This window comes from Kurthia gibsonii (assembly GCF_006539985.1).
Taxonomy (GTDB): domain Bacteria; phylum Bacillota; class Bacilli; order Bacillales_A; family Planococcaceae; genus Kurthia; species Kurthia gibsonii.
This window is the reverse complement of the sequence record NZ_BJOB01000010.1, coordinates 22,115-45,375: the sequence shown is the minus strand read 5'-3', so window position 1 is coordinate 45,375 and position 23,261 is coordinate 22,115. Positions and strand designations below refer to the sequence as shown.

At 35.6% G+C, this 23,261-nt stretch carries 19 protein-coding genes and 1 other annotated feature; of the genes, 12 read left to right on the top strand and 7 right to left on the bottom strand.

Annotation, left to right across the window (positions count from 1 at the left end; translation table 11 throughout):
* Positions 1–17 precede the first annotated feature (17 nt).
* The gene (locus KGI01_RS04975; RefSeq protein ID WP_141273765.1) at positions 18–650 is read right to left on the bottom strand and encodes a GNAT family N-acetyltransferase; all 633 of its coding nucleotides are present in this window, start codon (positions 648–650) and stop codon (positions 18–20) included.
* A gap of 273 nt (positions 651–923) precedes the next feature.
* On the opposite strand from KGI01_RS04975, the gene acsA reads away from it, so the two are divergent.
* Positions 924–2,645, top strand: coding sequence for an acetate--CoA ligase (acsA, locus tag KGI01_RS04970; RefSeq protein WP_141273764.1), 1,722 nt, complete (start codon positions 924–926; stop codon positions 2,643–2,645).
* A 98-nt stretch (positions 2,646–2,743) separates the two neighbouring features.
* On the opposite strand, the gene KGI01_RS04965 is transcribed toward acsA, so the two are convergent.
* On the bottom strand, positions 2,744–5,365 hold the full coding sequence (locus KGI01_RS04965) for a transglycosylase domain-containing protein (protein WP_141273801.1): 2,622 nt from the start codon (positions 5,363–5,365) through the stop codon (positions 2,744–2,746).
* A 395-nt stretch (positions 5,366–5,760) separates the two neighbouring features.
* Positions 5,761–5,964: a binding site (T-box leader), on the top strand.
* 47 nt (positions 5,965–6,011) lie between these two features.
* Here KGI01_RS04965 and tyrS point away from each other — a divergent pair.
* On the top strand, positions 6,012–7,280 hold the full coding sequence (gene tyrS, locus KGI01_RS04960; protein ID WP_141273763.1) for a tyrosine--tRNA ligase: 1,269 nt from the start codon (positions 6,012–6,014) through the stop codon (positions 7,278–7,280).
* Between the two features lie 85 nt (positions 7,281–7,365).
* Here tyrS and KGI01_RS04955 read toward each other — a convergent pair whose 3' ends face one another.
* On the bottom strand, positions 7,366–8,175 hold the full coding sequence (locus tag KGI01_RS04955) for a cobalamin-binding protein (protein ID WP_141273762.1): 810 nt from the start codon (positions 8,173–8,175) through the stop codon (positions 7,366–7,368).
* A 133-nt stretch (positions 8,176–8,308) separates the two neighbouring features.
* Between KGI01_RS04955 and KGI01_RS04950 the strand changes: the two genes are divergently transcribed.
* From KGI01_RS04950 to KGI01_RS04940, 3 genes are all read left to right on the top strand, one after another.
* The gene (locus KGI01_RS04950) at positions 8,309–8,572 is read left to right on the top strand and encodes a metal-sensitive transcriptional regulator (protein WP_068451854.1); all 264 of its coding nucleotides are present in this window, start codon (positions 8,309–8,311) and stop codon (positions 8,570–8,572) included.
* Positions 8,573–8,642: 70 nt separating this feature from the next.
* Positions 8,643–8,939 (top strand): rhodanese-like domain-containing protein, encoded by a 297-nt coding sequence (locus KGI01_RS04945; protein WP_141273761.1) that lies wholly within the window; start codon positions 8,643–8,645, stop codon positions 8,937–8,939.
* Positions 8,940–9,087: 148 nt separating this feature from the next.
* Positions 9,088–9,720: a YIP1 family protein gene (locus KGI01_RS04940; protein WP_170214731.1), complete on the top strand. Its 633-nt coding sequence runs from the start codon at positions 9,088–9,090 to the stop codon at positions 9,718–9,720.
* Positions 9,721–9,839: 119 nt separating this feature from the next.
* On the opposite strand, the gene KGI01_RS13810 is transcribed toward KGI01_RS04940, so the two are convergent.
* Positions 9,840–9,980: a hypothetical protein gene (locus KGI01_RS13810; RefSeq protein ID WP_170214730.1), complete on the bottom strand. Its 141-nt coding sequence runs from the start codon at positions 9,978–9,980 to the stop codon at positions 9,840–9,842.
* A gap of 646 nt (positions 9,981–10,626) precedes the next feature.
* A complete protein-coding gene (rpsD, locus tag KGI01_RS04930; protein ID WP_068451873.1) occupies positions 10,627–11,229 on the bottom strand; it encodes a 30S ribosomal protein S4 in 603 nt (200 codons plus the stop codon).
* Positions 11,230–11,592: 363 nt separating this feature from the next.
* Here rpsD and KGI01_RS04925 point away from each other — a divergent pair, with 363 nt between their 5' ends.
* Positions 11,593–13,461, top strand: coding sequence for a sensor domain-containing diguanylate cyclase (locus KGI01_RS04925; protein WP_141273759.1), 1,869 nt, complete (start codon positions 11,593–11,595; stop codon positions 13,459–13,461).
* Between the two features lie 68 nt (positions 13,462–13,529).
* On the opposite strand, the gene KGI01_RS04920 is transcribed toward KGI01_RS04925, so the two are convergent.
* Positions 13,530–14,012, bottom strand: coding sequence for a free L-methionine (R)-S-oxide reductase MsrC (locus KGI01_RS04920; RefSeq protein WP_141273758.1), 483 nt, complete (start codon positions 14,010–14,012; stop codon positions 13,530–13,532).
* A gap of 18 nt (positions 14,013–14,030) precedes the next feature.
* Entirely contained in the window at positions 14,031–14,828 is a 798-nt protein-coding gene (hisJ, locus tag KGI01_RS04915; protein ID WP_141273757.1) for a histidinol-phosphatase HisJ, read from the bottom strand.
* A 151-nt stretch (positions 14,829–14,979) separates the two neighbouring features.
* On the opposite strand from hisJ, the gene KGI01_RS04910 reads away from it, so the two are divergent.
* The 6 genes from KGI01_RS04910 to sppA all read left to right on the top strand — a co-directional run bounded on the left by KGI01_RS04910 (position 14,980) and on the right by sppA (position 23,257).
* Positions 14,980–16,683, top strand: coding sequence for a septation ring formation regulator EzrA (locus KGI01_RS04910; RefSeq protein ID WP_170214729.1), 1,704 nt, complete (start codon positions 14,980–14,982; stop codon positions 16,681–16,683).
* 129 nt (positions 16,684–16,812) lie between these two features.
* Positions 16,813–17,970 (top strand): cysteine desulfurase family protein, encoded by a 1,158-nt coding sequence (locus tag KGI01_RS04905; protein ID WP_141273755.1) that lies wholly within the window; start codon positions 16,813–16,815, stop codon positions 17,968–17,970.
* Entirely contained in the window at positions 17,957–19,162 is a 1,206-nt protein-coding gene (thiI, locus tag KGI01_RS04900) for a tRNA uracil 4-sulfurtransferase ThiI (protein WP_141273754.1), read from the top strand. Before KGI01_RS04905 ends, thiI begins: the two co-directional genes overlap by 14 nt.
* Before the next feature lie 385 nt (positions 19,163–19,547).
* Complete coding sequence (gene mbcS / locus KGI01_RS04895) at positions 19,548–21,128, top strand: acyl-CoA synthetase MbcS (RefSeq protein WP_141273753.1); 1,581 nt, start codon at positions 19,548–19,550, stop codon at positions 21,126–21,128.
* 156 nt (positions 21,129–21,284) lie between these two features.
* Positions 21,285–22,187, top strand: a complete 903-nt coding sequence (gene rarD / locus KGI01_RS04890) for an EamA family transporter RarD (protein WP_141273752.1) — start codon at positions 21,285–21,287, stop codon at positions 22,185–22,187.
* A gap of 53 nt (positions 22,188–22,240) precedes the next feature.
* Positions 22,241–23,257, top strand: coding sequence for a signal peptide peptidase SppA (gene sppA, locus KGI01_RS04885; protein ID WP_141273751.1), 1,017 nt, complete (start codon positions 22,241–22,243; stop codon positions 23,255–23,257).
* The last annotated feature ends 4 nt before the right edge of the window (positions 23,258–23,261 follow it).

Sequence of the window (23,261 nt, the reverse complement as noted above, 5' to 3'; positions counted from 1 at the left end):
ATGATGCCCTCCTTTACTTAATACATCAAACGATTTGAAAAACGTAAACGATCAAATTTTTCAATACTTGCACGGTCTACTCGACTACCAATACGTGCCATAAGACAGTTTGCAGGATGAGCAGAAATTTCAGGATCGTCTGTTGCATAATATTCTAGTCCGCCTTCATTCATCATTTTCTCCATAACTTTGCGATAATCCCATACATTTAACCCCGTTCTCTTTAAATCCCAATGCCAATAATATTCAGTTGTAATGATAATATAGTCTTCCATCGCATCATCTAACATTGAAACACGTAGCATTGCTTTTCCTAAACCATTACCTCTGAAGTCATTAATCACTTCGATTGCACCTAGCTCAATTAAATTTTCCATATTGCCTTCAGCCCATCGTTCAAGTGGGTCTGGATAGACGAATGTTGTATAACCGACGACTAGCTGATCTTGTCTGCACACAATGATACGACCTTCGGGTAGCTTTGAGATGCCCAAAATAGCTTTAAATTGTTGTGGTGCTGGACGAAATGCAGCTAAATCTTCATGAAATGTCATTTTTTCTAAATTTTCAGGTAATACAGGGCCTTCTACTATGACTGGGCCACGCGAGGTATCGATGATTTCAGAATAAAATGTACGAATATGTTCCAATGTCCACCGCTCCTTTTCGATACGTTTGTTTTTTATTATACATCATGTGAAAAGAAAAAAATAACGTAAATGAGAAGAAATGATAGATTAGTGCGAAAATGTGTACAAAAAAGGATATTCGTTCTAAAAGTATAATTTTAACTGAAATTTGCTATTTAAATTCGAAAAATCCTTATTTTTTCGAATTATTCAGTCAATTTTATATATTCTATTATAATACAGTTTTATCTGTTATATAATAAAATAGTATTAATCGAACAAGGGGGTTAAAATATGAGAATTGAACCACTAGTAGCAACGAAGGGTGATTTTAATCTTGTAGATTATGACAAAGAAAAAGCCACATTCAATTGGGAGAAAGTGAATGAAGTTTTTTCATGGAGCACAACAAGTCTTGTCAATTTGGCGCATGAAGCAATCGACCGCCATGCTGATTCAGAAAAAGAAAATCGTATTGCTTTATATTATGAAGATGCACATCGAAAAGAAGCCTATTCATTTGGGGAAATGAAAAAGTTATCTAATCGAGCAGCAAATGTATTTTCAAATTACGCAGATTTGAAAAAAGGGGATCGCTTATTTATTTTCATGCCACGCACACCAGAGCTTTATATTGCTTTACTTGGGGCGATTAAAAAAGGTGTTATCGTTGGACCTTTATTTGAAGCTTTTATGGAAGTAGCAGTGTATGATCGTCTATATGATAGTGAAGCTTCGGTTTTAGTAACGACACCAGAGTTGTTACCGCGTGTTCCAGTTGATCGACTACCACATTTGAAAAAGATTTTTGTAGTAGGAGAAGAAATCGAAGAAACAGAACAAATTTTTGATTTTAATCGATTAATGGAGCAAGCTTCGGATCAATTCTCAGTAGAGTGGGTAACGCTAGAAGATGGGGCTGTTCTACATTATACGTCTGGTTCAACTGGTAAACCAAAAGGGGTTTTACATGTACACAATGCAATGATTCAACAATATCAAAGTGCTAAATGGGTTTTAGATTTAAAAGATGATGATATTTATTGGTGTACAGCTGACCCAGGTTGGGTAACGGGAACAGCTTATGGCATTTTTGCACCATGGTTACATGGTATTTCGATGGTCATCGTTGGGGGACGATTTTCACCGGAAGCTTGGTACGGTGCATTAGAAAAGTATAAAGTAACGATATGGTATAGTGCGCCTACAGCATTTCGAATGTTAATGGGGGCAGGTAATCATGTGGTTGAACAGTATGATTTAAGTCATGTACGTCATGTATTATCTGTAGGGGAGCCATTAAACCCAGAAGTTATTAAATGGGGAAAAGAAGTGTTACATCATCGTATTCATGATACATGGTGGATGACGGAGACAGGAGCGCAGATGATTTGTAATTATCCTTCAATGGATATTAAGCCAGGTTCTATGGGAAAACCATTACCGGGTATTGAAGCGACAATTGTAAATGATCAAGGAATAGAAGTACCACCGTTCACAATGGGGAACTTAGCGATTAAAAAGGGGTGGCCATCAATGATGCGCCAAATTTGGAATAATCCAGAACGCTATGATTCGTACTTTTTAAAAGACGAATGGTATGTTTCAGGAGATTCCGCTTATATGGATGATGAAGGTTACTTCTGGTTCCAAGGGAGAATTGATGATGTGATTATGACAGCCGGAGAGCGTGTCGGACCGTTTGAAGTAGAGAGTAAATTATTAGAACATCCTGATATTGTGGAGGCCGGTGTTATTGGAAAGCCGGATCCAGTAAGAGGGGAAATTATTAAAGCTTTTATTGCATTACGTGAAGGTGTTACACCAACACCAGAGCTTGAAGCGAATATTAAGGATTTTGTAAAGAAGGGTTTGGCGGCACATGCAGCGCCACGTGAAATTGAGTTTAAAGAGAAGTTACCAAAAACAAGAAGTGGTAAAATCATGCGTCGTGTATTAAAAGCATGGGAATTAAATTTACCGACAGGTGATTTGTCTACAATGGAAGATGATTAAAAAATTGTATGTGTAATAATAAAAAAATCGCGATGGCGCGGTTTTTTTATTTTTTAAGAAATGAAAAAGAGAAGTAGGTAGACCCCACTTCTCTTTTACTATTCTTTATCTTCTTTTGAATCATCTGGCTTTGGTTTTTCAGTAGATTGGTTAGAACCGCTACCTGAATTTCCACCGCCTGTACTTGGTTTTTCTTCTGTACCTGTATTTGGTTTATTCGAACTATTGCCACTACTACCATTGTTGGTAGCTGGTGGCTTATTGTTTGATTCTGGTTTTGATGTGTTGCCAGAACCTGTTGAATTATTTGAACTACCAGTAGCTGGTTTATTTGTTTGAGTATAATTCGAACTTGATGAATTCGAATTATTGCTAGATGCTTCATTCTTTTTATCTGTCGTAGTGTTATTTATACCTTTCTTTGCTGGTAGCGTACCACCGAATGGTGATAATAAAGAAGAGATAGTTACTGGAGGAACAGACAATGAACCATTGAATAAATCAGATGTCATGTTACCACATCCAGAATAACCACCAGTATCTGCACAGAATGAACGATTCACAACATTTGGAGGGCGTGTAAATGAGCTACCACCAGCTGTTGCAAGTTTTGGATCTGTACTATAAATCGAGTTCATAACACGCGCCCAGAATAAGTTGACACGTGTACTTGGATCGAAATAAGCGCCGTTATATTGATTTAATGTTTTTGGTTGGTCATAACCCATCCATACACCTAATGTGATTTTCGGGTTGTAGCCGACTAACCATACATCTTTATATTCTTGAGATGTACCTGTTTTACCAGCAAAATCACCACTAAAGTTTAGGCTGCCTTTTGCTTTTGAACCTGTACCGCCATTGAATACATCTCTTAGCATATCTGTAATGATATACGATGTTTCTTCAGAGAATACGCGTTTCTTTTTCGACTTGTGTTTGTAAATCGTTTTACCGTCACGGTCTACAATTTTTTCCACCACATATGCATCAACGAAATCTCCGCCGTTTGCGAATGTCGCAAATGCATTGGCATTTTCTTCTACTGTTACGCCGTATTTTAAAGCACCAATCGATGTTGAGTAGTTTGTATAATCATCTGCATCTAGATTTGAGAAGCCCATTTTTTCTAAGAAGTTTGCAGGTTTATTCGCCATAATTTGAGCGTATAAACGAATCGCAGGTAAGTTTAATGAGTCTTTTAAAGCGTCACGTGCAGAAACAATACCACGTTCTTCATTCACATCAAAGTTAGAAGGTTGCCAGCCACCATAATTAAATTTCACATCGGCTACAGGGCTACCAGCACCAATACGACCATATTCAATTGCAGGTGCGTAAACAAGTAAAGGTTTCATTGTTGAACCGTTTGAACGTTTTGCTTGTGTTGCATGATTGAGTTCTTCGAGTTTGAAGTCTCGACCACCGATGAAGCTTAGTAAACGGCCTGTCTCATTTTCGATAACTACGCCACCTACTTGAACAGGGTCCGCTACAGGTTTTGTTTCACCTGTTTCAGGGTCTGTTACATTCTTCGTATAAGTAGCTCCGTAATAAGGGAATGAGTCCTTCGCTGTATCCATCGCATCATATAATTTTTTGTCAATTGTCGAATAAATTTTATAGCCTTTTGAACGTAATTCTCGGTCAGCTAAAATTGTGTATTTTTCACGTAATTTGGATTCTTTATCAATACGTTTTGCTTCAATACCGTCTTTTTTCGCCAGAATTTTTGCCATAATACCTTTTGCTTGATCTTCAATTTCATATGTTACGTATGGATATTTTTCTGTTGCTTGTTTTTCGCGTGCGCGAAAATCTTTCACGATGTTATATTTAAGTGCTTTTTTATATTCTGCATCTGAAATATAACCTGTTTCATGCATACGATAAAGTACTGTTTTCATACGATTTACGCCAAGTTGTAACATCTTTTTATCTTTTAATTGTCCAGTTTGCGTATAAGGTGTATAAGCAAATGGAGATTGTGGAATCCCCGCAATATAAGCAGCTTGTGGTAAACTCAAGTCTGAAGCGCTCTTATTGAAAATTCCTTTTGAAGCTGTTTCAACACCTGCAATATTACGGCCAGTCGAATTACGACCATACGGGATAATATTCAAATATGCTTCTAAAATCTCATCTTTTGTCATGAAGTGCTCTAAACGCATGGCAAGCAGTAATTCTTTTGCTTTACGTTCATAAGATACTTCATTTGTTAAGACTTGGTTTTTAATTAATTGTTGTGTCAGTGTCGAACCACCTGTTTGCATAGACGAATTCGATACATCTTGTAATAAACCACGGAATACAGCCTTTGGTACAATGCCGTTATGTTCATAGAAGTATTCATCTTCTGTCGCAAGTACAGCATCAATTACTTTAGGTGATACTTGTTTTAAAGTTGTTTCTGTTCTTTCTAAATCAGTTCGCATCTTCCCTAAATATTGATTATTAGCGAAGTATAACTGACTGGTCTCATCATAGTTAAAAATGGTCTCACGCATTTCTTGCTTTGATGAGAGCTTTTCATCTTTTACTAGTGATGCAAAATAACCTGCACCAATAGAACCTAAAAAGACAATTCCGACAAGCATAAGCGTTAAGAATAATAAGAATAAATTCCAAATTACGCTGGATGAAATACGGAAATATTTCATAAATGGCCTGTCGGAAAATGCTTGTATATGTTGATCCCAACTCTCTAATAGCTTTTTCATGGATATCACTCGAACGATCATTTTTAAAACTCTTTTGAGAGTATTGCTACTTTAAAAATGACCTTCCTCCTTCAGTTTAAATCAGGTTAAAAAAGGTATTGCAACTATACATTTTTTAACTGGTCACTAGACTGTATAATACAATCGATTTTTCTTTTTTTAATTATAAATGAATCGATGCAATGGACATATGTATGAACCGTTATTAACTTTAGCATCTCTTACGTAAAAATAGTATACAATATTTTACCCTACTTATAGCAAATATATTCCAAATAATAGACGGTTAAAATTTTTGCATACATACTTAATATTACATGAAAATGACTCACTTATGTGTGAACAATTTAAACATTGACAAAAAAAATGAACTAAAGTAAAGTAACAGGTATATATTTCGTACGGAGAAAAATGCGCAGTAGAAACAAAATTCCCTGTTCAGAGAGTTAGCGGTCGGTGCAAGCTAACCATAATTTTGTTTTGAATTACACATTTGGAGTAACGACGTAGCCGCTGCGTTAAAGCGATAGAGCGGGAGAGATGACAAGCATTTCTCCAAGCCGGGTGGTACCGCGTTATTCGTCCCTAACGTCCCTGCATCAATATGATGGCAGGGACGATTTTTTTATTATTAGGAGGAATAACAATGACAAATGCATTAATTGAAGACTTAACATGGCGTGGTTTGTTGTACCAGCAAACAGATGAAGAAGGCATGGCGAAATTACTAGACGAAGAAAAAGTATCGTTATACGTAGGTGTAGATCCAACAGCAGATTCGATGCATATCGGTCACATCGTTCCAATGCTAACATTACGTCGTTTCCAACAAGCTGGTCACCAACCTGTATTACTAGTAGGTGGTGCAACTGGAATGATTGGTGACCCATCAGGTCGTTCTTCAGAGCGTAATTTATTAACAGAAGAACAAATTCAACACAATGTAGACTGCATCAAAGGACAACTAGGTCGTATTTTCGACTTCAAAGATGAAGCGAATGGCGCAAAATTAGTGAATAACTACGATTGGTTCGGCAATATGACAACAATCGAATTTTTACGTGACTATGGTAAATTAATTAATATTAATTACATGCTAGGTAAGGATACGATTTCTTCTCGCTTAGAATCAGGTCTATCATTCACTGAATTCACATACACACTAATTCAAGGTATGGACTTTAATCATTTATACGATCACCACAATGTACGTATTCAAGTGGGTGGCTCTGATCAATGGGGTAATATTACAACAGGTCTAGAAGTAATTCGTAAAACACATGATGAAGAAGCAAAAGCATTTGGTTTTACAATTCCACTTGTGACAAAAGCAGATGGTACGAAATTTGGTAAAACAGCTGGTGGCGCGATTTGGTTAGATGGTGAAAAAACATCTCCATATGAATTCTACCAATTCTGGTTAAACACAGCAGATGCGGATGTTGTGAAATACTTAAAAATCTTTACTTTCTTAACACGTGCTGAAATTGAAGCTTTAGCTGAAAAAGTAGAAACAGAAGCACATTTACGTGAAGCTCAAAAAACATTAGCTGCTGAAATGACAAAAATGATTCATGGTGAAGAAGGTTTAGAGCAAGCATTAAAAATTACAGCTGCGCTATTCTCAGGTGACTTAAAAGCTTTATCAGCAGATGAGATGAAAGTAGCATTCTCAGGTGTTCCATCTGTAGAAGTAGCGAAAGCAGATACAAATATTGTTGAATTGTTAGTAGAAGCTAAAATCTCACCTTCAAAACGTCAAGCGCGTGAAGATGTAACAAATGGTGCAATCTCCGTAAACGGTGAGAAAGTACAAGACCTTGACTACACAGTTGATGCAAAAGACCGTTTAGAGGATGCCTTCACAATCATTCGTCGTGGTAAGAAAAAATACTTCATGGTGAAGTTTTCATAATAAATCGCATTTGAATGCAAAAAAGAAGGAATCGCAACTAGTCGATTCCTTCTCTTTTTATGAATGGAAAATGAGTTTCTTCCTATTATATTGTTAAAAAAGACGGGGTTTCTACATGTGCATATGCGTCAGGATGAATTCGTTTGGCAAGTTGAATCGCACCAATTAAAAGACGAGGAGATGGGCGACAGTAAAGCCATTCTTCCATTTTAAAAATGCATTCATTTTTTACAGCATTCATCTCTTGCCATCCATCACGCCTTAATACGACTTTTGGATTGATACGTTCATAAGCTACACCTACCCATGATAAAAAAATATAATCTGGATTTCGATTTTTTACATCATCAAAATCAGTCATAACACTAGCTAATTCAACATCTTCAAAAGCATTGCGGCCACCGGCGAGTTGACTGATTTCTGTTAACCAATTCACTTTTCCAGGTGTGAAAATGGGATTGGGCCACCATTCCCAATAAAGTGAAGGATGTTCATTGATTGATTGAGAAATGGTATGTAGTTCATGTCTTTTTGCTTCATAAGCTGTTGCAAATTCTTCCGCACGAACTGCAACACCGCAAGCTTTCCCAACCAGACGGACTTCTTCAATGATCTCATCAAGTGAATTTGCATTTAAAATGAGTTGAGGAATCCCGCGTTCTTTTAAACCTTCAACATTCTTTTCCATACCAGGAACACTGAGAGAAGATAGAACGATGTCAGGTTTTAAGGCTTCTAATGCATCTAAATCAATGGATAAATCAGGCCCTAATTTTGGTAATGTGTGTACAACCTGTGGCCAATCTGAAAAATCATCAACAGCAATGAGTGAATCAGTCAAGCCGAGTAAAGCAACGATTTCTGTATTACTTGGACAAATTGAGATAATCCGCATGAAAATCCTCCTTCACATTTCTTTTCAAAAATTATAACATAGTGTATGATGAACTTCTGAATTTGAAATGCTTGACTAAATACCTTGCGGGGTATATCATAGCGATATAAATAAATGATGGGAGGTAAAAATAGTGGAATATGATCAACAAGTTCGAAACAGACTGAAACGCATCGATGGACAGATTCAAGGGATTTTACGCATGATGGATGAAGGTAAAGACTGTAAACAAGTCATTACACAATTATCTGCTGCTCGTTCAGCAATCGATCGTACAATTGGCTTAGTCGTTAGTACGAATTTAGTACACTGTATCCAAGGCGAAGGGAATACAGACGATAAAACACATGAAGAGCTTATTCAAGAAGCTGTGAATCTTCTTGTGAAAAGTCGCTAAAAAGAAGTCGTTTCGTACTTCTTTTTACTATTTTTAATACCCCCATAAGTATAAAAGAGGAGCATATAGAATGAAAACTATTACAACAACAGAAGTACAAGAAAAGTTAGCAGCAGGTGAACAACTACATTTAATCGATGTACGCGAAGTAGAAGAAGTAGAAGCAGGAAAAATTCCTGGCATTACTCATATTCCTTTAGGTTTATTAGAATTTAGAATGCATGAATTAGATAAAAATACACCATATATTATGGTATGTCGCTCAGGTGGACGCTCAGGTCAAGCAACACAATTTTTAGAGCAACAAGGTTACGATGTAACGAATATGAATGGCGGTATGATGATGTGGGGCGGAGAAGTAGAATAATCAATACTCAATCTGGAAGAATCACACAATGTTGTGGTTCTTCTTTTTTGCAAAGTAACAATAAATGGAGGCTGTTTGTCCTAAAAGAAATCAGGGTAAATTCTAATAATATCAAAAAATTCATGTTTTATTAATTAGGAGGATGAGCATGCATAAAAAAGTAAATCCCTTTACACATCTCTGGTTTCATCCAGTTGATACGGTGAAAAGCGTATTGATGGAACGCAGTTTTTGGGGTATATTCTTTCTTGCTTTCTTAGGTGCATGGGCAACAAGTTTATTTGGGACAATGGATCAAAAGAATATGGTGACAAGTTCAGGTGACTTACCAAACTCTTTCATCATTATATTTGCTGGAGCAGTAGGTGCCATTTTTGCTTTAATTGTAGGTAGTATTTTTACAGCATTCTTTTATTGGTTAGTGGGTAAAATTCTAAAGGGAACAGGTAGTTTTGTAGCTTTATATAAAGGTTCAATGTTCCTAACATTTCCTCACTTTTTACTTTTCCCGTTTGTAATTATTTATTTAATTGCATATCCGGCTAATTTTTATAATACGGATTTAAATCAGACAGCTGGATCAATTACGTTAGCAATTATCGTGGGTATTTTAACGGTTATTTGTTCTATCTATACGTTTATTGTGGGGATTGTTATGTTATCGGAAGTACATCAATACTCCAAATGGAAGGCATTCTTTACGATGATTTTATCAGTGGCTGTTATTTCTGCTATTATATTTGCTTGTGTAGGAATCTTTTTAGGTCTTACACAACTATAAAATTTAAGTGGACTGGGATATAAGTATAAAAACATCATCCCATATGAACATAAGAAAAGCTGGAATCGCGCTGTCGTGCGTTTCCAGTTTTTTAACCTGTTTTATATTTATACATCCATCTAATTACTGTAGTAACGATGTTCACCGAAATCGACAAGCACATCTTCCAAAGCAGTAGGAGCAATACCATTCCGATGTGATGTGTTAAGGAGTTTCCTTTCATCATCATGGATTTTAATCTGTTGGCGATTTAGTTCCACATTTTCTTCTGCGTATGACTTATCTTTTCCAATATCTTCAAACAAATCTTCAAAAGCATTGCCTAATCCAAAGTTAATTGAATAGTAGCGTCCTGTAAATCATCTTCCTTTCAATTAAATAGATTTATTTTACTTCAATATGCCACTTATATTATTTTTTGTCACTTACATAGGCTGGTTTATAAATAAGCTCATATTCTTCAGCACCTTCAACATCATATTGTAATACACTTTTAACCGTTTTGTTCTTATCTAAATCATCATCTAGATGATTCGTTTCACCGAAGTAACTTTCTTGTTTCTTACCGTTTTTATAAAGTGTAAATTCTGTAGAAGCAAGTAGTACTTTTTTGTTTGCAGTTATCTCTAGTGTAAGAGCCTTGCCTTTAGGCTTTATATTTTTTCACCATCCGATAATTTTGCAAATGTAATGGTAAAATCAACACGATCAATTTTCACCATATTTCCTACTTCATATTTTGTACCATTTTTCGATGTATCATTTTAAGTGAAAGGTGTGAGGTATGGAAAGAGAAAATATGTTTATCGGCGAAAGAAAACAAGTGTATTTTTGTTATAAATTATATGTTTAAACAACAAAAAAACCTTGAAAACAACGTTTTCAAGGTTTTTTGAATCAAAAAGATTAACGAGAGTAGAACTCTACGATGTAAGCTTCGTTGATTTCAGCTGATAATTCAGAGCGCTCTGGTAGGCGAGTGAAAGTACCAACTTTGTTGTCAGCATCGAAAGTTAAGTATTCTGGAACGAATGCGTTAGCTTCGATTGCTTCGTTTACAGCAGTAAGGTTAAGAGATTTTTCACGAAGAGAAATAACTTGACCTGGTTTTACGCTGTATGATGGGATATCAACGCGTTTACCATCAACTGTTACGTGACCATGGTTTACTAATTGACGAGCGCCGCGACGAGTGCGAGCTAAGCCAAGACGGTAAACTAAGTTGTCCAAGCGAGTTTCAAGAAGGATCATGAAGTTTTCACCATGAACACCATTCATTTTACCAGCTTTAACGAATAAGTTGTGGAATTGACGTTCAGTCATACCGTACATATGACGAAGTTTTTGTTTTTCTTGTAATTGTAGACCATACTCAGATAATTTTTTACGTTGAGTTGGACCGTGTTGACCTGGAGCGTATGGACGCTTTTCGATTTCTTTACCAGTACCGCTTAAAGAAATGCCTAAACGACGAGATAGTTTCCAAGATGGACCTGTATAACGAGACATTTAAAGTCCCTCCTATGATTTTTATTTGGCATAAAACAAAAATCAGCTGTATTTAGCAAAGCAGTTATTCTATATTCAAGTAGTTTCGTTCATGCAGCCTAAGAATTACTCCTACTCCGTCTAGCAGAACTAGAGGAACAGAATAAACGACAATACCATACAACCGCTGCGTTTATTTTACACAAATTCTATTGTATAGCGCATAGATTGGTATGTCAAGAAAATGAGGGGAATAACGGACAAATTAATTAAAAAAATTGTTTTTTTTGAACTTGGTTAAATAGAAGTAGTATAAAAGAACCTATTTGTGTATAATACAGATTAAGAATCTTGTGTCTATTAAACGAAAATAGGTGATTACATTTGCGAGATCAACATATTATGGATGCAATTAAAGGGCATATATTGGACTTATGGATTGAAATTCATCGCGATGGATTTAATACCTTCTCATATTATAGTTATTTAAATGAATTCTTGTATCAACAATTCCAATTAAAAAATGTAGAGTACTATTTTATAGAAGAAAAACAATTACGAAAGCTAAGACATCATCAACAAGATTTTCAATCTCATCATATCGCTTTAGATTGTATTCTCACACATATACAAAATAATTCAATTCATCATCTTGTATCAAGCGTACAAATCCATCATCCAGAAGTGAATGATGCTTTAATCATTCGACAAAAAGGCGATGTAGAAGGAGTATTGTTTTTTACTTCTTCACCTAAATGGGAAGAAGTAAAACAAAGTGATTACTTTGCGGAATTAATGAAGTCATTCTATGAGTCTGCACGTACAATTAAGCAACAATATCAAAATCGTGCAGAAAATCTTTTGAATAAAGAATTGTTAAAAATGACAGAATTATTCCACTCAACAATGAATACTAAGCATATTATAGATACGCTTTTACAAGAATTAGAAAGTAAATTTTCTCAATATGAACATCAATTGATTTTATCGAATGATCAAGAACATCAACTACCTAAAAATGTATCGGTATATGACTATATTAATGAAAGACCTGCGACAACAGAATCGTTTGTATCGGGTCATTTAGTGTATGAAAATTTTGAAGAACATGGACTAACATCTTTATGTGCTCCAATCAAGGGGCGTCAAGGAACATACGGTGTAATCCGTATTGAAAAGCATGGGAAATACCACTTCACAGAATATGATGAAAGAAAACTAAGTTTTTTAGGCGATACATCAGGTAAAGCGTTAGAAAATGCAAAGTTATATGGGCAATCGCATCGACTTGTCAACGATTTACAGTTTATTAATGAGTCATTTCATGATTTGAATATGAACTTATCACAAAAAGAAATGCTTGAATATTTGTCGAAACAAATTTCAAAAGCATTTAAGCCTTCTGAATTGGCATTTGTTTTTATGAACCAACGATTAGAGATAGAGACGGGAACAACACCTTATTTTTATTCAAATGAATCAGCTGTTTATTTGGAGTACATTGGTAAGCACTTTTCAAGAACGAATGAGCCACTGTTTGTTGCAGATTTTCAAGAATTAATTGATTTAGAAATACCATACGCATCATTGATGGCTGTACCTATCATTATTCGAGAGAAAGTGCATGGCTTTGTGTTATTAGTACATGAAGAGGCTTATTACTTCTCCTTTGATAGTTATAAATTAATCCAATCGATTATTCGTCACTCTTCATTGGCAATTTCAAATGTTATTTTACGTGAACAGCTACAGGAGATGGTAAATCGCGATAATTTAACCAAACTTTTTGCGCGCCATTATCTAGATAGCTTTGTTGAGGAGTCGATGCACATCGATAGACAAGGTGTTTTTGTATTATTTGACATTGATGACTTCAAACAAGTAAATGATAAATTCGGTCATCATCAAGGAGATCGTGTTTTAGAGCATGTAGCAAAAATTATTCAAGAAGAAGTAGGGGAGTGTGGAATTGGAGCGCGTTGGGGCGGGGAAGAACTAGCTGTTTATCTACCGAATAATCAGTTGATGAATAGTCAACAAATCATAGCGCGTATTTCACAACGTATTGCTACCGAGACAGTTCCTAAAGTAACAGTTTCTGCAGGAATTTCTTATTGGAATCATCACCGAAAGCATGTAACATATCAAAGTTTATTTAAAGAAGCGGATGCAGCGTTATATTTTGCAAAAGGTAATGGGAAAAATCAAGCTCAAATATACACGAAAAAGATGGAAATTAAAGAGATTCTTTAATAGAGAAAAGGAATTGAAAAAAGAGAAGTCCCATTATTTTTTAAAGGGATTTCTCTTTTTGTGTTTGCTTATACTAAAAATTTTTGAAGTGTTTCGACAAATAGCTCAATACCTTCTTGGTCTTCTTCTGAGAAGCGATTTTTGATTGGGCTATCAATGTCAAGTACGCCGTATAGTTCTCCGTTGATTACAATTGGTACGACAATTTCAGAATTGGATGCAGCATCACAAGCGATATGTCCTGGGAAAGCATGCACGTCTTCTACACGATATGTTTTTAATTCGCTTGCAGCTGTACCGCAAACACCACGACCAAGAGCGATGTGTACACAAGCTGGTAAGCCTTGGAATGGACCTAATAATAACTCGTCATTTTTATATAAATAAAAACCACACCAGTTAATTGTATCAAGCGCTTGGTTTAATAAAGCTGATGCATTACTTAAAATAGCGATGTGATCTGTTTCGCCTTCTGTTAATGCTGCTAGTTGTTTTGATAACATAACATATTTTTCTTTTGATGAACCTTCAATATTTTGTGGTGTAAACATATAAAGCCACTTCCTTTTCTATAAATACGGTTGTAATTCCTCAAAGAACTGGTCAAAGTCTTTTGCTTGATGAGCATCCGAACCAAAAACGAGAGGAATTTGTAATTGTTTTGCGTGTTCGATATAACGAATAGGTGGGTAAGATTCTAAACAAAATTTCTTAGCATATCCCGCACTATTTACGTCAAGCTCATAGTTATGATGTTTGATGGATTGTAAAACATGTTCAATCTGTTCGTGATCGTCAATCGTTTCTTGATGAGCATGTTGAAATTTATGGATGAGTGTTGGATGTCCAATTCTCTTTGGTTTAAAAGTCCCTAAATCGGCTTCAATCGACTGCTGAACTGTATCATAATACATATGATATAATCGTTCAACTGAACCGACTTTTTGAACGGTATCCATAAAAACATTATCTGAGTAATCAATACAAACATATTCTCCGTTAATTCTTAAAAAATGAACAGATAAAATAGCATCGTCTATTACAGGACCATATGTATGTAACCATTGTTTTGTTTCTTTTTCATACCCTATTATATAATCAATTTCAAAACCAATGCGGATTTTTATGTTGTTCGCATATTGAGCTTGTAAGTTTTGCAATATTTTAATATACGTAGCTACATCTTTTGGTTGCATACCACTATCTTGCAAAGGTGTTGGATCTACAAAATTTGTTGGTAAAGGAGCATGTTCTGTAAAAGTAATATCTTCAAAACCTGCTTGAATTGCCTGTTCAATATATTGCTCGAAAGAATCTTTCGCGCCATGTGGGCAGAAAGGTGTATGAATATGTCCGTTTCTTTTCATGGGAAAACCTCCTAATGGCTTAAAAAAAGTACAAAAAATTGAAAAAAACACAAAATCGCATACAAATGGTGAACAAAAAGAAATGAAACATGGTAATATTAAAATAATATAAGTAGGCAGAAAACCTGATAGAAGAGATAGGGGGCATATGATGTACAATTATATCATTCCAATTGTCATCGTACTATTGATTTTTGTGGTCGTACTTTTTGTGTACCGCAAAAAACATCATACTGAGATTAGTAGATTGGATCAAAAAAGGTTAGACCTTCAAAACAAACCAGTTTTAGAGGAATTATCGAAAGTGAAAAAGTTAAATATGAGTGGTCAGGCAGAAGAAATGTTTGAGAGATGGCGCAATAAATGGACTGATATGATGGATGGTGACTTAGTTCAAATTGAACAACAACTAATCCAGGCAGAAGAAACCGTAGATAAGTTCCAATTTAAAAAAGCTACACAAATTGAAGAAGAGGTGGAACAGCGTATTGATGCTTGTGATGGTGAGCTCGAAAATATTCTAACAGAACTAAATGATTTAATTGAAAGCGAAAAGAAAAGTCGTGTGGAAATCGAAAATTTAAAATTAGATTACCGTACATCACGCAAGACCTTACTCGCACACCAGTATTCATTTGGGGAAGCAGGAAATCTACTTGAAAGCCGTTTAGCTGTATTCCCAGAAAAATTTGAAGCTTATGAGCGACTAACAGCAGAAGGTAACTATTTAGAAGCGAAAGAAATTGTGAAAGAGTTAGATCATGAAGGTAAAGAAATTCTACGCTTAATTACGGAGATTCCAACGTTGTTGACAGATGTGCAGCATAAGATACCAAATGATTTATCTGACTTACGTAATGGTTATCGTTCGATGGAACAGCAATCATTCTTCCTCTTACACTTAGAGTTGCCAGAAAAATTGGATGCAATTGAAGCGCAATTACCTATATTAAAAGAGCAGTTGGTGCAGTTAGAAACTGAAAATGCAATTGAACAAGTAGAACAAATGAAAAAAGATATTGATGCCTATTATGAAGCACTTGAAAATGAAGTCCATGCAAAACAATTTGTGGATTCTAATTTTACAAAGTTAGGCACACGTTTAGAAGATTTACTTTTAGCTGTAGATGAAATGCAGTATGAAGCAGAAGTTGTTCAAAAAAGTTATCATTTAACAACACAGGAACTTGCAATGCCTCGTCAATGCCGTTCAGCTTTAAATACGTATAAGCAGCGTTACGATTTATTATGTGTGGAAGTAAAAGAAGAACAATCTGCTTACTCTATTCTAAAAGAAGAATTAGAAGATTTAGATAAGCTTATTGAAATTAAGAAAAAAGAGATTGAAGAATTTTCTAAAAAATTAGTAGACTTACGTGTTCATGAAAATGAAGGACGTGAACAGCTAGAATCGTTTGAACAGCGCCTTCGTTTACTAGAGCGTAAAATTCAAAAAGCGAATATGCCAGGTATTCCAGATGAGATTATCGCTCGCTTTAAAGAAGCTGATCAACAATTAGACGTTGTAAAGCAAGAATTATTAGAAGTACCGATTAATGTAGGCGTGATTGCCGCAAACTTAAAAAAATCAAATGAATTAATTACTGAAGCAGAAGGTGTAATTGAAGAAATGTTAAGTAATGTTCAGTTAATTGAATTATTGATTCAATATGGTAATCGTTACCGTACTTCAAAACCTGGTATGGATGAAAAATTAACAGAAGCAGAGCTTGCTTTTACTAATTTACGTTACACAAAAGCGTTAGAAGTGGTTGCGACAGCAGTAGAAGCAGCAGAACCAGGTGCTTTAAAGCGAATCGAAGGTTTAGCGAAACAAACAGTAACACGTGTTTAATATGCACTTAATTAGGGGTTGGAGCGAATGTTTGCTCTAACCTCTTTTACATTGTAAGCAAAGGTGTAAGACATCTGTTATTCTTTTTGATATAATAATTGAATATGTACGATAGAAGGAAGGGTCAATATGATTTATTTAGACAACAGTGCGACGACGAAGCCAGATGAACAAATTATGCGTACGTTTATTCAAGCGAATGAACGTTTTTACGCAAATCCAGCTTCATTGCATGAAATGGGTGTCGAAACAAATAAATTATTAAATCGTTCTCGCCAACAAGTAGCCGATGTTTTTGGCACAACAGCTGAACAAGTTGTATTTACTTCAGGTGGTTCAGAATCGAATAATTTTATTATAAAAGGCATTGCGCGAGCAAATACACATCGAGGAAAGCATATTTTAGTTTCAGCGATTGAGCATGCGTCGGTATTAGAAAGTGTGCGTGCTTTAGAACAAGAAGGATTTACAGTTGATTATGTGGACGTCACAACAACAGGTATTATCGACTTAGAAGATTTACAGCGAAAATTGCAAAAAGATACGGTACTTGTAAGTGTCATGCATGTGAATAATGAAGTGGGTGCGATTCAACCGATTGAACAAATTGCACAAATTGTTCATCGAGAAAGTCGTGCTTTTTTCCATGTGGATGCGGTGCAAAGTTTTGGTAAGTTACCAATCCGTTTTGCAAGTGAAGCAGGGCCAGATGCAATTACAATTTCCGGTCATAAACTACACGCACTAAAAGGAACAGGTGTAGCAGTTTTTCGTAAACAAATGACACTTGAACCACTCATTCATGGCGGTGGTCAAGAGATGGGGTTGCGCAGCGGTACAGTAGCTGTTCCTCAGTATGTGGCATTATCAAAAGCGATTCGTTTATCTGCTGAACAGCAACAAGTGAATGCGAGGAAATATAGCATGTGGCGCAATGAGCTACATGAATTTTTACAGCAATTTAAAGCAATTCGTGTACTATCAACGAATCAGGGTGCACCTCATATTGTTAGTTATGCAGTTTCAGGTATCAAAGGTGAAGTGATGATTAATGCGATGCAAGCGCATAATGTCATTATTTCTACTTCAAGTGCTTGTCATTCAAAAGATACAAAGGTTAGTCATGTTGTATCTGCGATGAATGTGCCACATGAATATGCACGTGGTGTTGTGCGTATTAGCTTTGGGATGTTTAATACAGATGAGGAAATTCAGCAAGTAAAAGACATTATAGAACGCGTGATTCAGCAAGTTAAGGGAGAGGTCAAAAAATATGAAATGGCATGAAATTTTAATTCGTTACGGTGAAATTTCAACAAAAGGAAAGAACCGTAAACAATTCATTAGTCGTCTACGTGAAAATCTACGTTTTGTTTTTCAAGATGTAACAGATTTACGTATTCGTTCAGAGCATGATCGTATGTATTTAAGAAGTAGTCATGAACATGAGATGGCAATTTTATTAGAACGTTTACCACGTGTTTTCGGCATACAATCATTTAGTCCAGTAGCAGAATGTAAAACCGATTTACAAGAAATGAAAGCACTCGCTGTAAAGATTGTTGAAGGAATCGATTACAAAGGTAAAACATTCAAAGTGAATGTACGTCGTGCTTATAAAAAATTTGAATTAGACACATATGAATTAAATCGTGATTTAGCAGGGCATGTGTTAACGACACTGCCAGGCATGACGGTTCAAATGAAAAATCCAGAAATTGAATTAGTTGTGGAAGTACGTGAAAATGGCACATATATGATGGTGGAGAAAATTCCAGGTGCTACAGGTTTACCAGTTGGTTCAAATGGTAAAGCACTTCTATTATTATCAGGTGGGATTGATAGCCCCGTAGCAGCATACTTCATTATGAAGCGTGGTGTGCGAATTGAAGCGATTCATTTCTTTAGTCCGCCGTTCACAAGTGACCAATCACTTGAAAAAGTAAAAGATCTTTGTCAACAAATCAGTCAATTTGGTGGTAAAGTTCGTCTACACATTATTCCATTTACAGAAATTCAGCAAACGATTCAACAAAATGTACCGGAGAATGTAACGATGACTTCAACACGTCGTATGATGATGAAAATTTCTGATTTAGTTCGTAAAGAAATTGACGCAAAAGTCTTAGTGACAGGAGAGAATTTAGGACAGGTAGCGAGTCAAACATTAGAGAGTTTAGCAGCTATTAATGATGTAACAACAACGCCTATTTTACGTCCGCTAATCACATACGATAAGCTTGAAATTATTGATATCGCACAAAAAATTGGTACGTATGAAACATCGATTCGTCCATATGAGGATTGCTGTACGGTATTTACACCAGCAAGTCCAAAAACTAAACCCAAAATCGACAAAATGAATTATTATGAAAGCTTTACAGATTTCGATGAAATGATTGAACGCGCGATACAAAATCGCGAAATTCATGACTTCCCACGTAAAAAAGAAGTAGATGTTTTTGATGATTTACTTTAAATGAAAAGCAAAAAATCCGTATATTTTATGCGGTTTTTTTGTACTGGAAAATATTTTAGTTAAGTAAATAAATTATTTTCAATCGTTTATTTATTAATGAATACATCAGAATTCAAGAATCTAAAGTTACATAAAATAACTAATTTGAGTGTTTAATGCTCGTTTTTTGAATAATTTTGTTGAAAAACACACTTTTCTCTATAGTTTATAATAGTATTTTACTTTTTTAATATGTTATAATTTTGGGAATTATTAGGTAATTAAAAAGTTTTTCTTTTAATATTAAGACCTAGTAATAATAATAAGTTATAGTAATAGGTTGTGTGATTGGGAGTGCTTAGTTATAATAATTAAGCAGAAATCTTAAATTTAGGGGGAGTTCGTTATGAAAAGAGAGGATTTATTAGCACCAGAACATTATAACTTGGTATCAGAGTTTGAACAGTTCGCAACAGGTGAAGGTGCCATAGCGGTCAAATATGAAGACGTAGAAGGACAACACAAAGAAATCACATACGATGCTCTCATTCAACAAGCGAATCAAATGGCCAATGTGTTTCAAGCACATGGACTAAAAAAAGGAGACGTTATGATTGTCATGGTTCCGCGTTTAATTGAAGCATATGTTACGTATATTGCGGCGATTAAATCCGGAATTGTTGTGATTCCGAGTTCTGAAATGCTACGTACAAAAGATATTGAATACCGTATTGAACACAGTTCAGCAAAAGCAATTGTGTCATACGAACCATACATTGATCAATTCGATCAAGTACGTAATTTAGAAGGTGTCAAACAATTTGTAATTGGTCATGCACATACACCTTGGGTTCCATTGCTAGAAGAAGTGAAGGGAGCTTCTACATCATTTGAAATGTGCGATACGCAAAGTACGGATACAGCGTTCCTATCTTATACAAGTGGCACGACGGGTAATCCAAAAGCAGCTGTTCACACACATGCATGGGCTTACGCGCATTTACGTACAGCAGCTTCTCACTGGTTAGGAATTCAAAAAGGTGATTTAGTTTGGGCAACAGCAAGTCCAGGGTGGCAAAAATGGATTTGGAGTCCACTCCTATCTGTATTAGGTAGCGGTGCAACAGGCTTTGTTTATAATGGTCGTTTTGATGCTCAAACCTATCTGTCACTTATTCAAGAACATAAAATTAATGTTCTATGCTGTACCCCGACGGAGTATCGTGTCATGGCGAAAGTTGAAAATTTAGCTGACTTTGATTTAAGCAGCTTACACAGTGCAGTTTCTGCAGGTGAACCACTAAATGTAGAAGTGATTAATAAATTTCAACAGATATTTGATTTACAAGTACGTGATGGTTATGGTCAAACTGAAAATACATTACTAATCGGTACAATGAAAGGCATGGAAGCAAAATTAGGTTCGATGGGTAAACCAACACCAGGAAACATGGTAGTTGTGGTTGATGAGAACGGTGAACCATGTGCGCCAAATACAGTAGGAGATATCGCCATTCATAAAACAACACCTGCACTATTCAAAGAATATTATCGCGATCCTGAGCGTACACAAGGGCAATTCCGAGGTGATTACTACATTACAGGTGACCAAGCCAAAGTAGACGAAGACGGTTACTTCTGGTTTGAAGGTCGCAGCGATGATATTATCATCAGTTCAGGCTATACAATTGGACCATTCGAAGTAGAGGATGCACTTGTGAAGCACCCTGATGTACAAGAGTGTGCAGTAGTTGGAAGTCCAGATGAAATTCGTGGAGCGATTGTTAAAGCGTATATCATCTTACAAAACAAAGAACGCGCGAACGAAGAAGGATTTATTAAAGAGCTGCAAAGCTTTGCAAAAGAAGCAACAGCTCCTTATAAATATCCACGTGCAATTGAATTCGTTGATGAATTACCAAAAACAGCATCAGGTAAAATTCGCCGTGTGGAATTACGCGAACGTGAAATGAAAAAAACAGTGTAATGAAATAGAACAAATAAGCCCGTATGCAGTAGTAGATGTATGCGGGCTTATTCCTATTTGAAAATTTCGCGAGGCGAAGAAAAAATTATTTACATATGCAAACAAATATTACTATACTATAGAAACACTAGAAAGAAGAAAAGAGATGAAACGAGAATGGATTCGACAAAAAAAGGTATTTTGTCCGCAACGTTTGCGTATATTATGTGGGGACTTGTACCAATTTATTGGAAACAACTAGACATGGTGAGTAGTAACGAAATTATTACGAGTCGCATTGTCTGGTCATTTATTTTAACGCTCATCTTTGTCGTAGCCATTCGACAAGGAAAAGATTTATTGCAAGATGTTCAAACGCTTTGGCAACATCAAAAATCATTTTGGTCATTAGTTGCAGCTTCCTATTTAATATCAGCAAACTGGTACATATTTATTTGGGCAGTGAATCATAATCATATTGTAGAGACAAGTATGGGTTATTATATTAATCCATTAGTTTCTGTATTACTAGGTGTTATTTTCTTGAAAGAGCGTTTATCAAAGGCGCAAGTTTTAGCGTGCATCATTGCATTTGTCGGTGTAGCAGTTCTCATTATTTCAAATGGAAAGTTCCCATTTGTAGCACTTGGCCTTGCTTTTTCATTTGGTATTTATGGGTTATTAAAGAAACAAATCAAATTAGATGCTACACGCGGTTTAGTAATTGAAACGTTGTTCATTTTACCACTTGCACTTGGATATTACATTTACTTAATTGCTAAAGGTGAATCGGCAATGTTCCACTTAGATTGGGTAACAACATTCCTATTAATTGGTACAGGTGTCATCACAGCAATTCCACTAATCTTATTTGCAGTAGGTGCACAAAATATTCCACTTTACTTAGTTGGATTCTTCCAATATATTGCGCCAACTATGACATTGTTAATTGGTACATTTATTTACCATGAAAAATTTGGGCTTCATGATTTCATTGCATTTGGCTGTATCTGGCTTGCCATTATTGTTTTCTCGTATGCTACAATTGTAGAGGCGAAAAAATCAAAAAATTTAGCCTGAAAATGAAACATTTGGAATAATAATGCGTATAAACAGTCAGAGGAGATGAGTTTATGAATGCAAAAAGGTGGATTGCACTTGGAATAGCAGCCTTTTTACTGGTTGGTTCTACGGTAATTAGTGGCTTGATTAATTTTAGTAAAGTAAAATTTTCTGATGCTATGGTGCAAATAATGGGTGAAGAATCTTCACTTGAACGTACAACAGTACAAGAAGGAAAAGAAACATCACAAATTGCAGTTTTAAAAGTAGATGGAGCAATTCAAGATACTGGTGAATCTTCAGCGTTTACAGGATCAAAAGGATATAATCATAAACAGTTTTTAAAACAGTTAGATGATGTGAAAAAAGATAAAACTGTAAAAGGTGTTGTATTATATGTGAATTCACCAGGTGGTGGCGTTGTCGAATCAAAACAGATTTACGAGAAAATCAAAGATATTCAAAAGACGCGTAATATTCCAATCTATACATCAATGGGATCAATGGCTGCTTCAGGTGGTTACTATATCTCAGCACCAACAGATAAAATCTTTATCGATGAAGAGACATTAACAGGTTCAATCGGCGTTATCATGCAGTCAATCAATTACAGTAAATTAGCTGATAAATACGGTGTGAAATTCGAAACGATTAAAACAGGCCCGTATAAAGATATTATGAGTGGTTCTCGTGAGATGACAGAAGGCGACCGTAAAATCTTACAATCAATGGTTGATGACTCATACCAACGTTTCTTAAAAGTTGTAGCAGATGGTCGTAATATGCCGATGGAAAAAGTTAAAAAATTAGCAGATGGTCGCGTATATAATGGTTCACAAGCTGTAAAAGTAGGATTAGCAGATGAATTCGGTTATACAGAGGATGCGATTGCTGCAATGAAGAAAGAAAAAGGTTTAACAGGTTCAAAAGTATATGAATACAGTACAAGCGATTCCATCACAAGCTTATTTGCAACAAAAGTGCAGTCGTTATTAGGTGGTGGCTCAGTTGATGCACAAATGGTTCAACACATTTTATCAAATGCACAAAATGGCCCACGTCTCATGTATATGTATGGTGAAGAATAGGAGG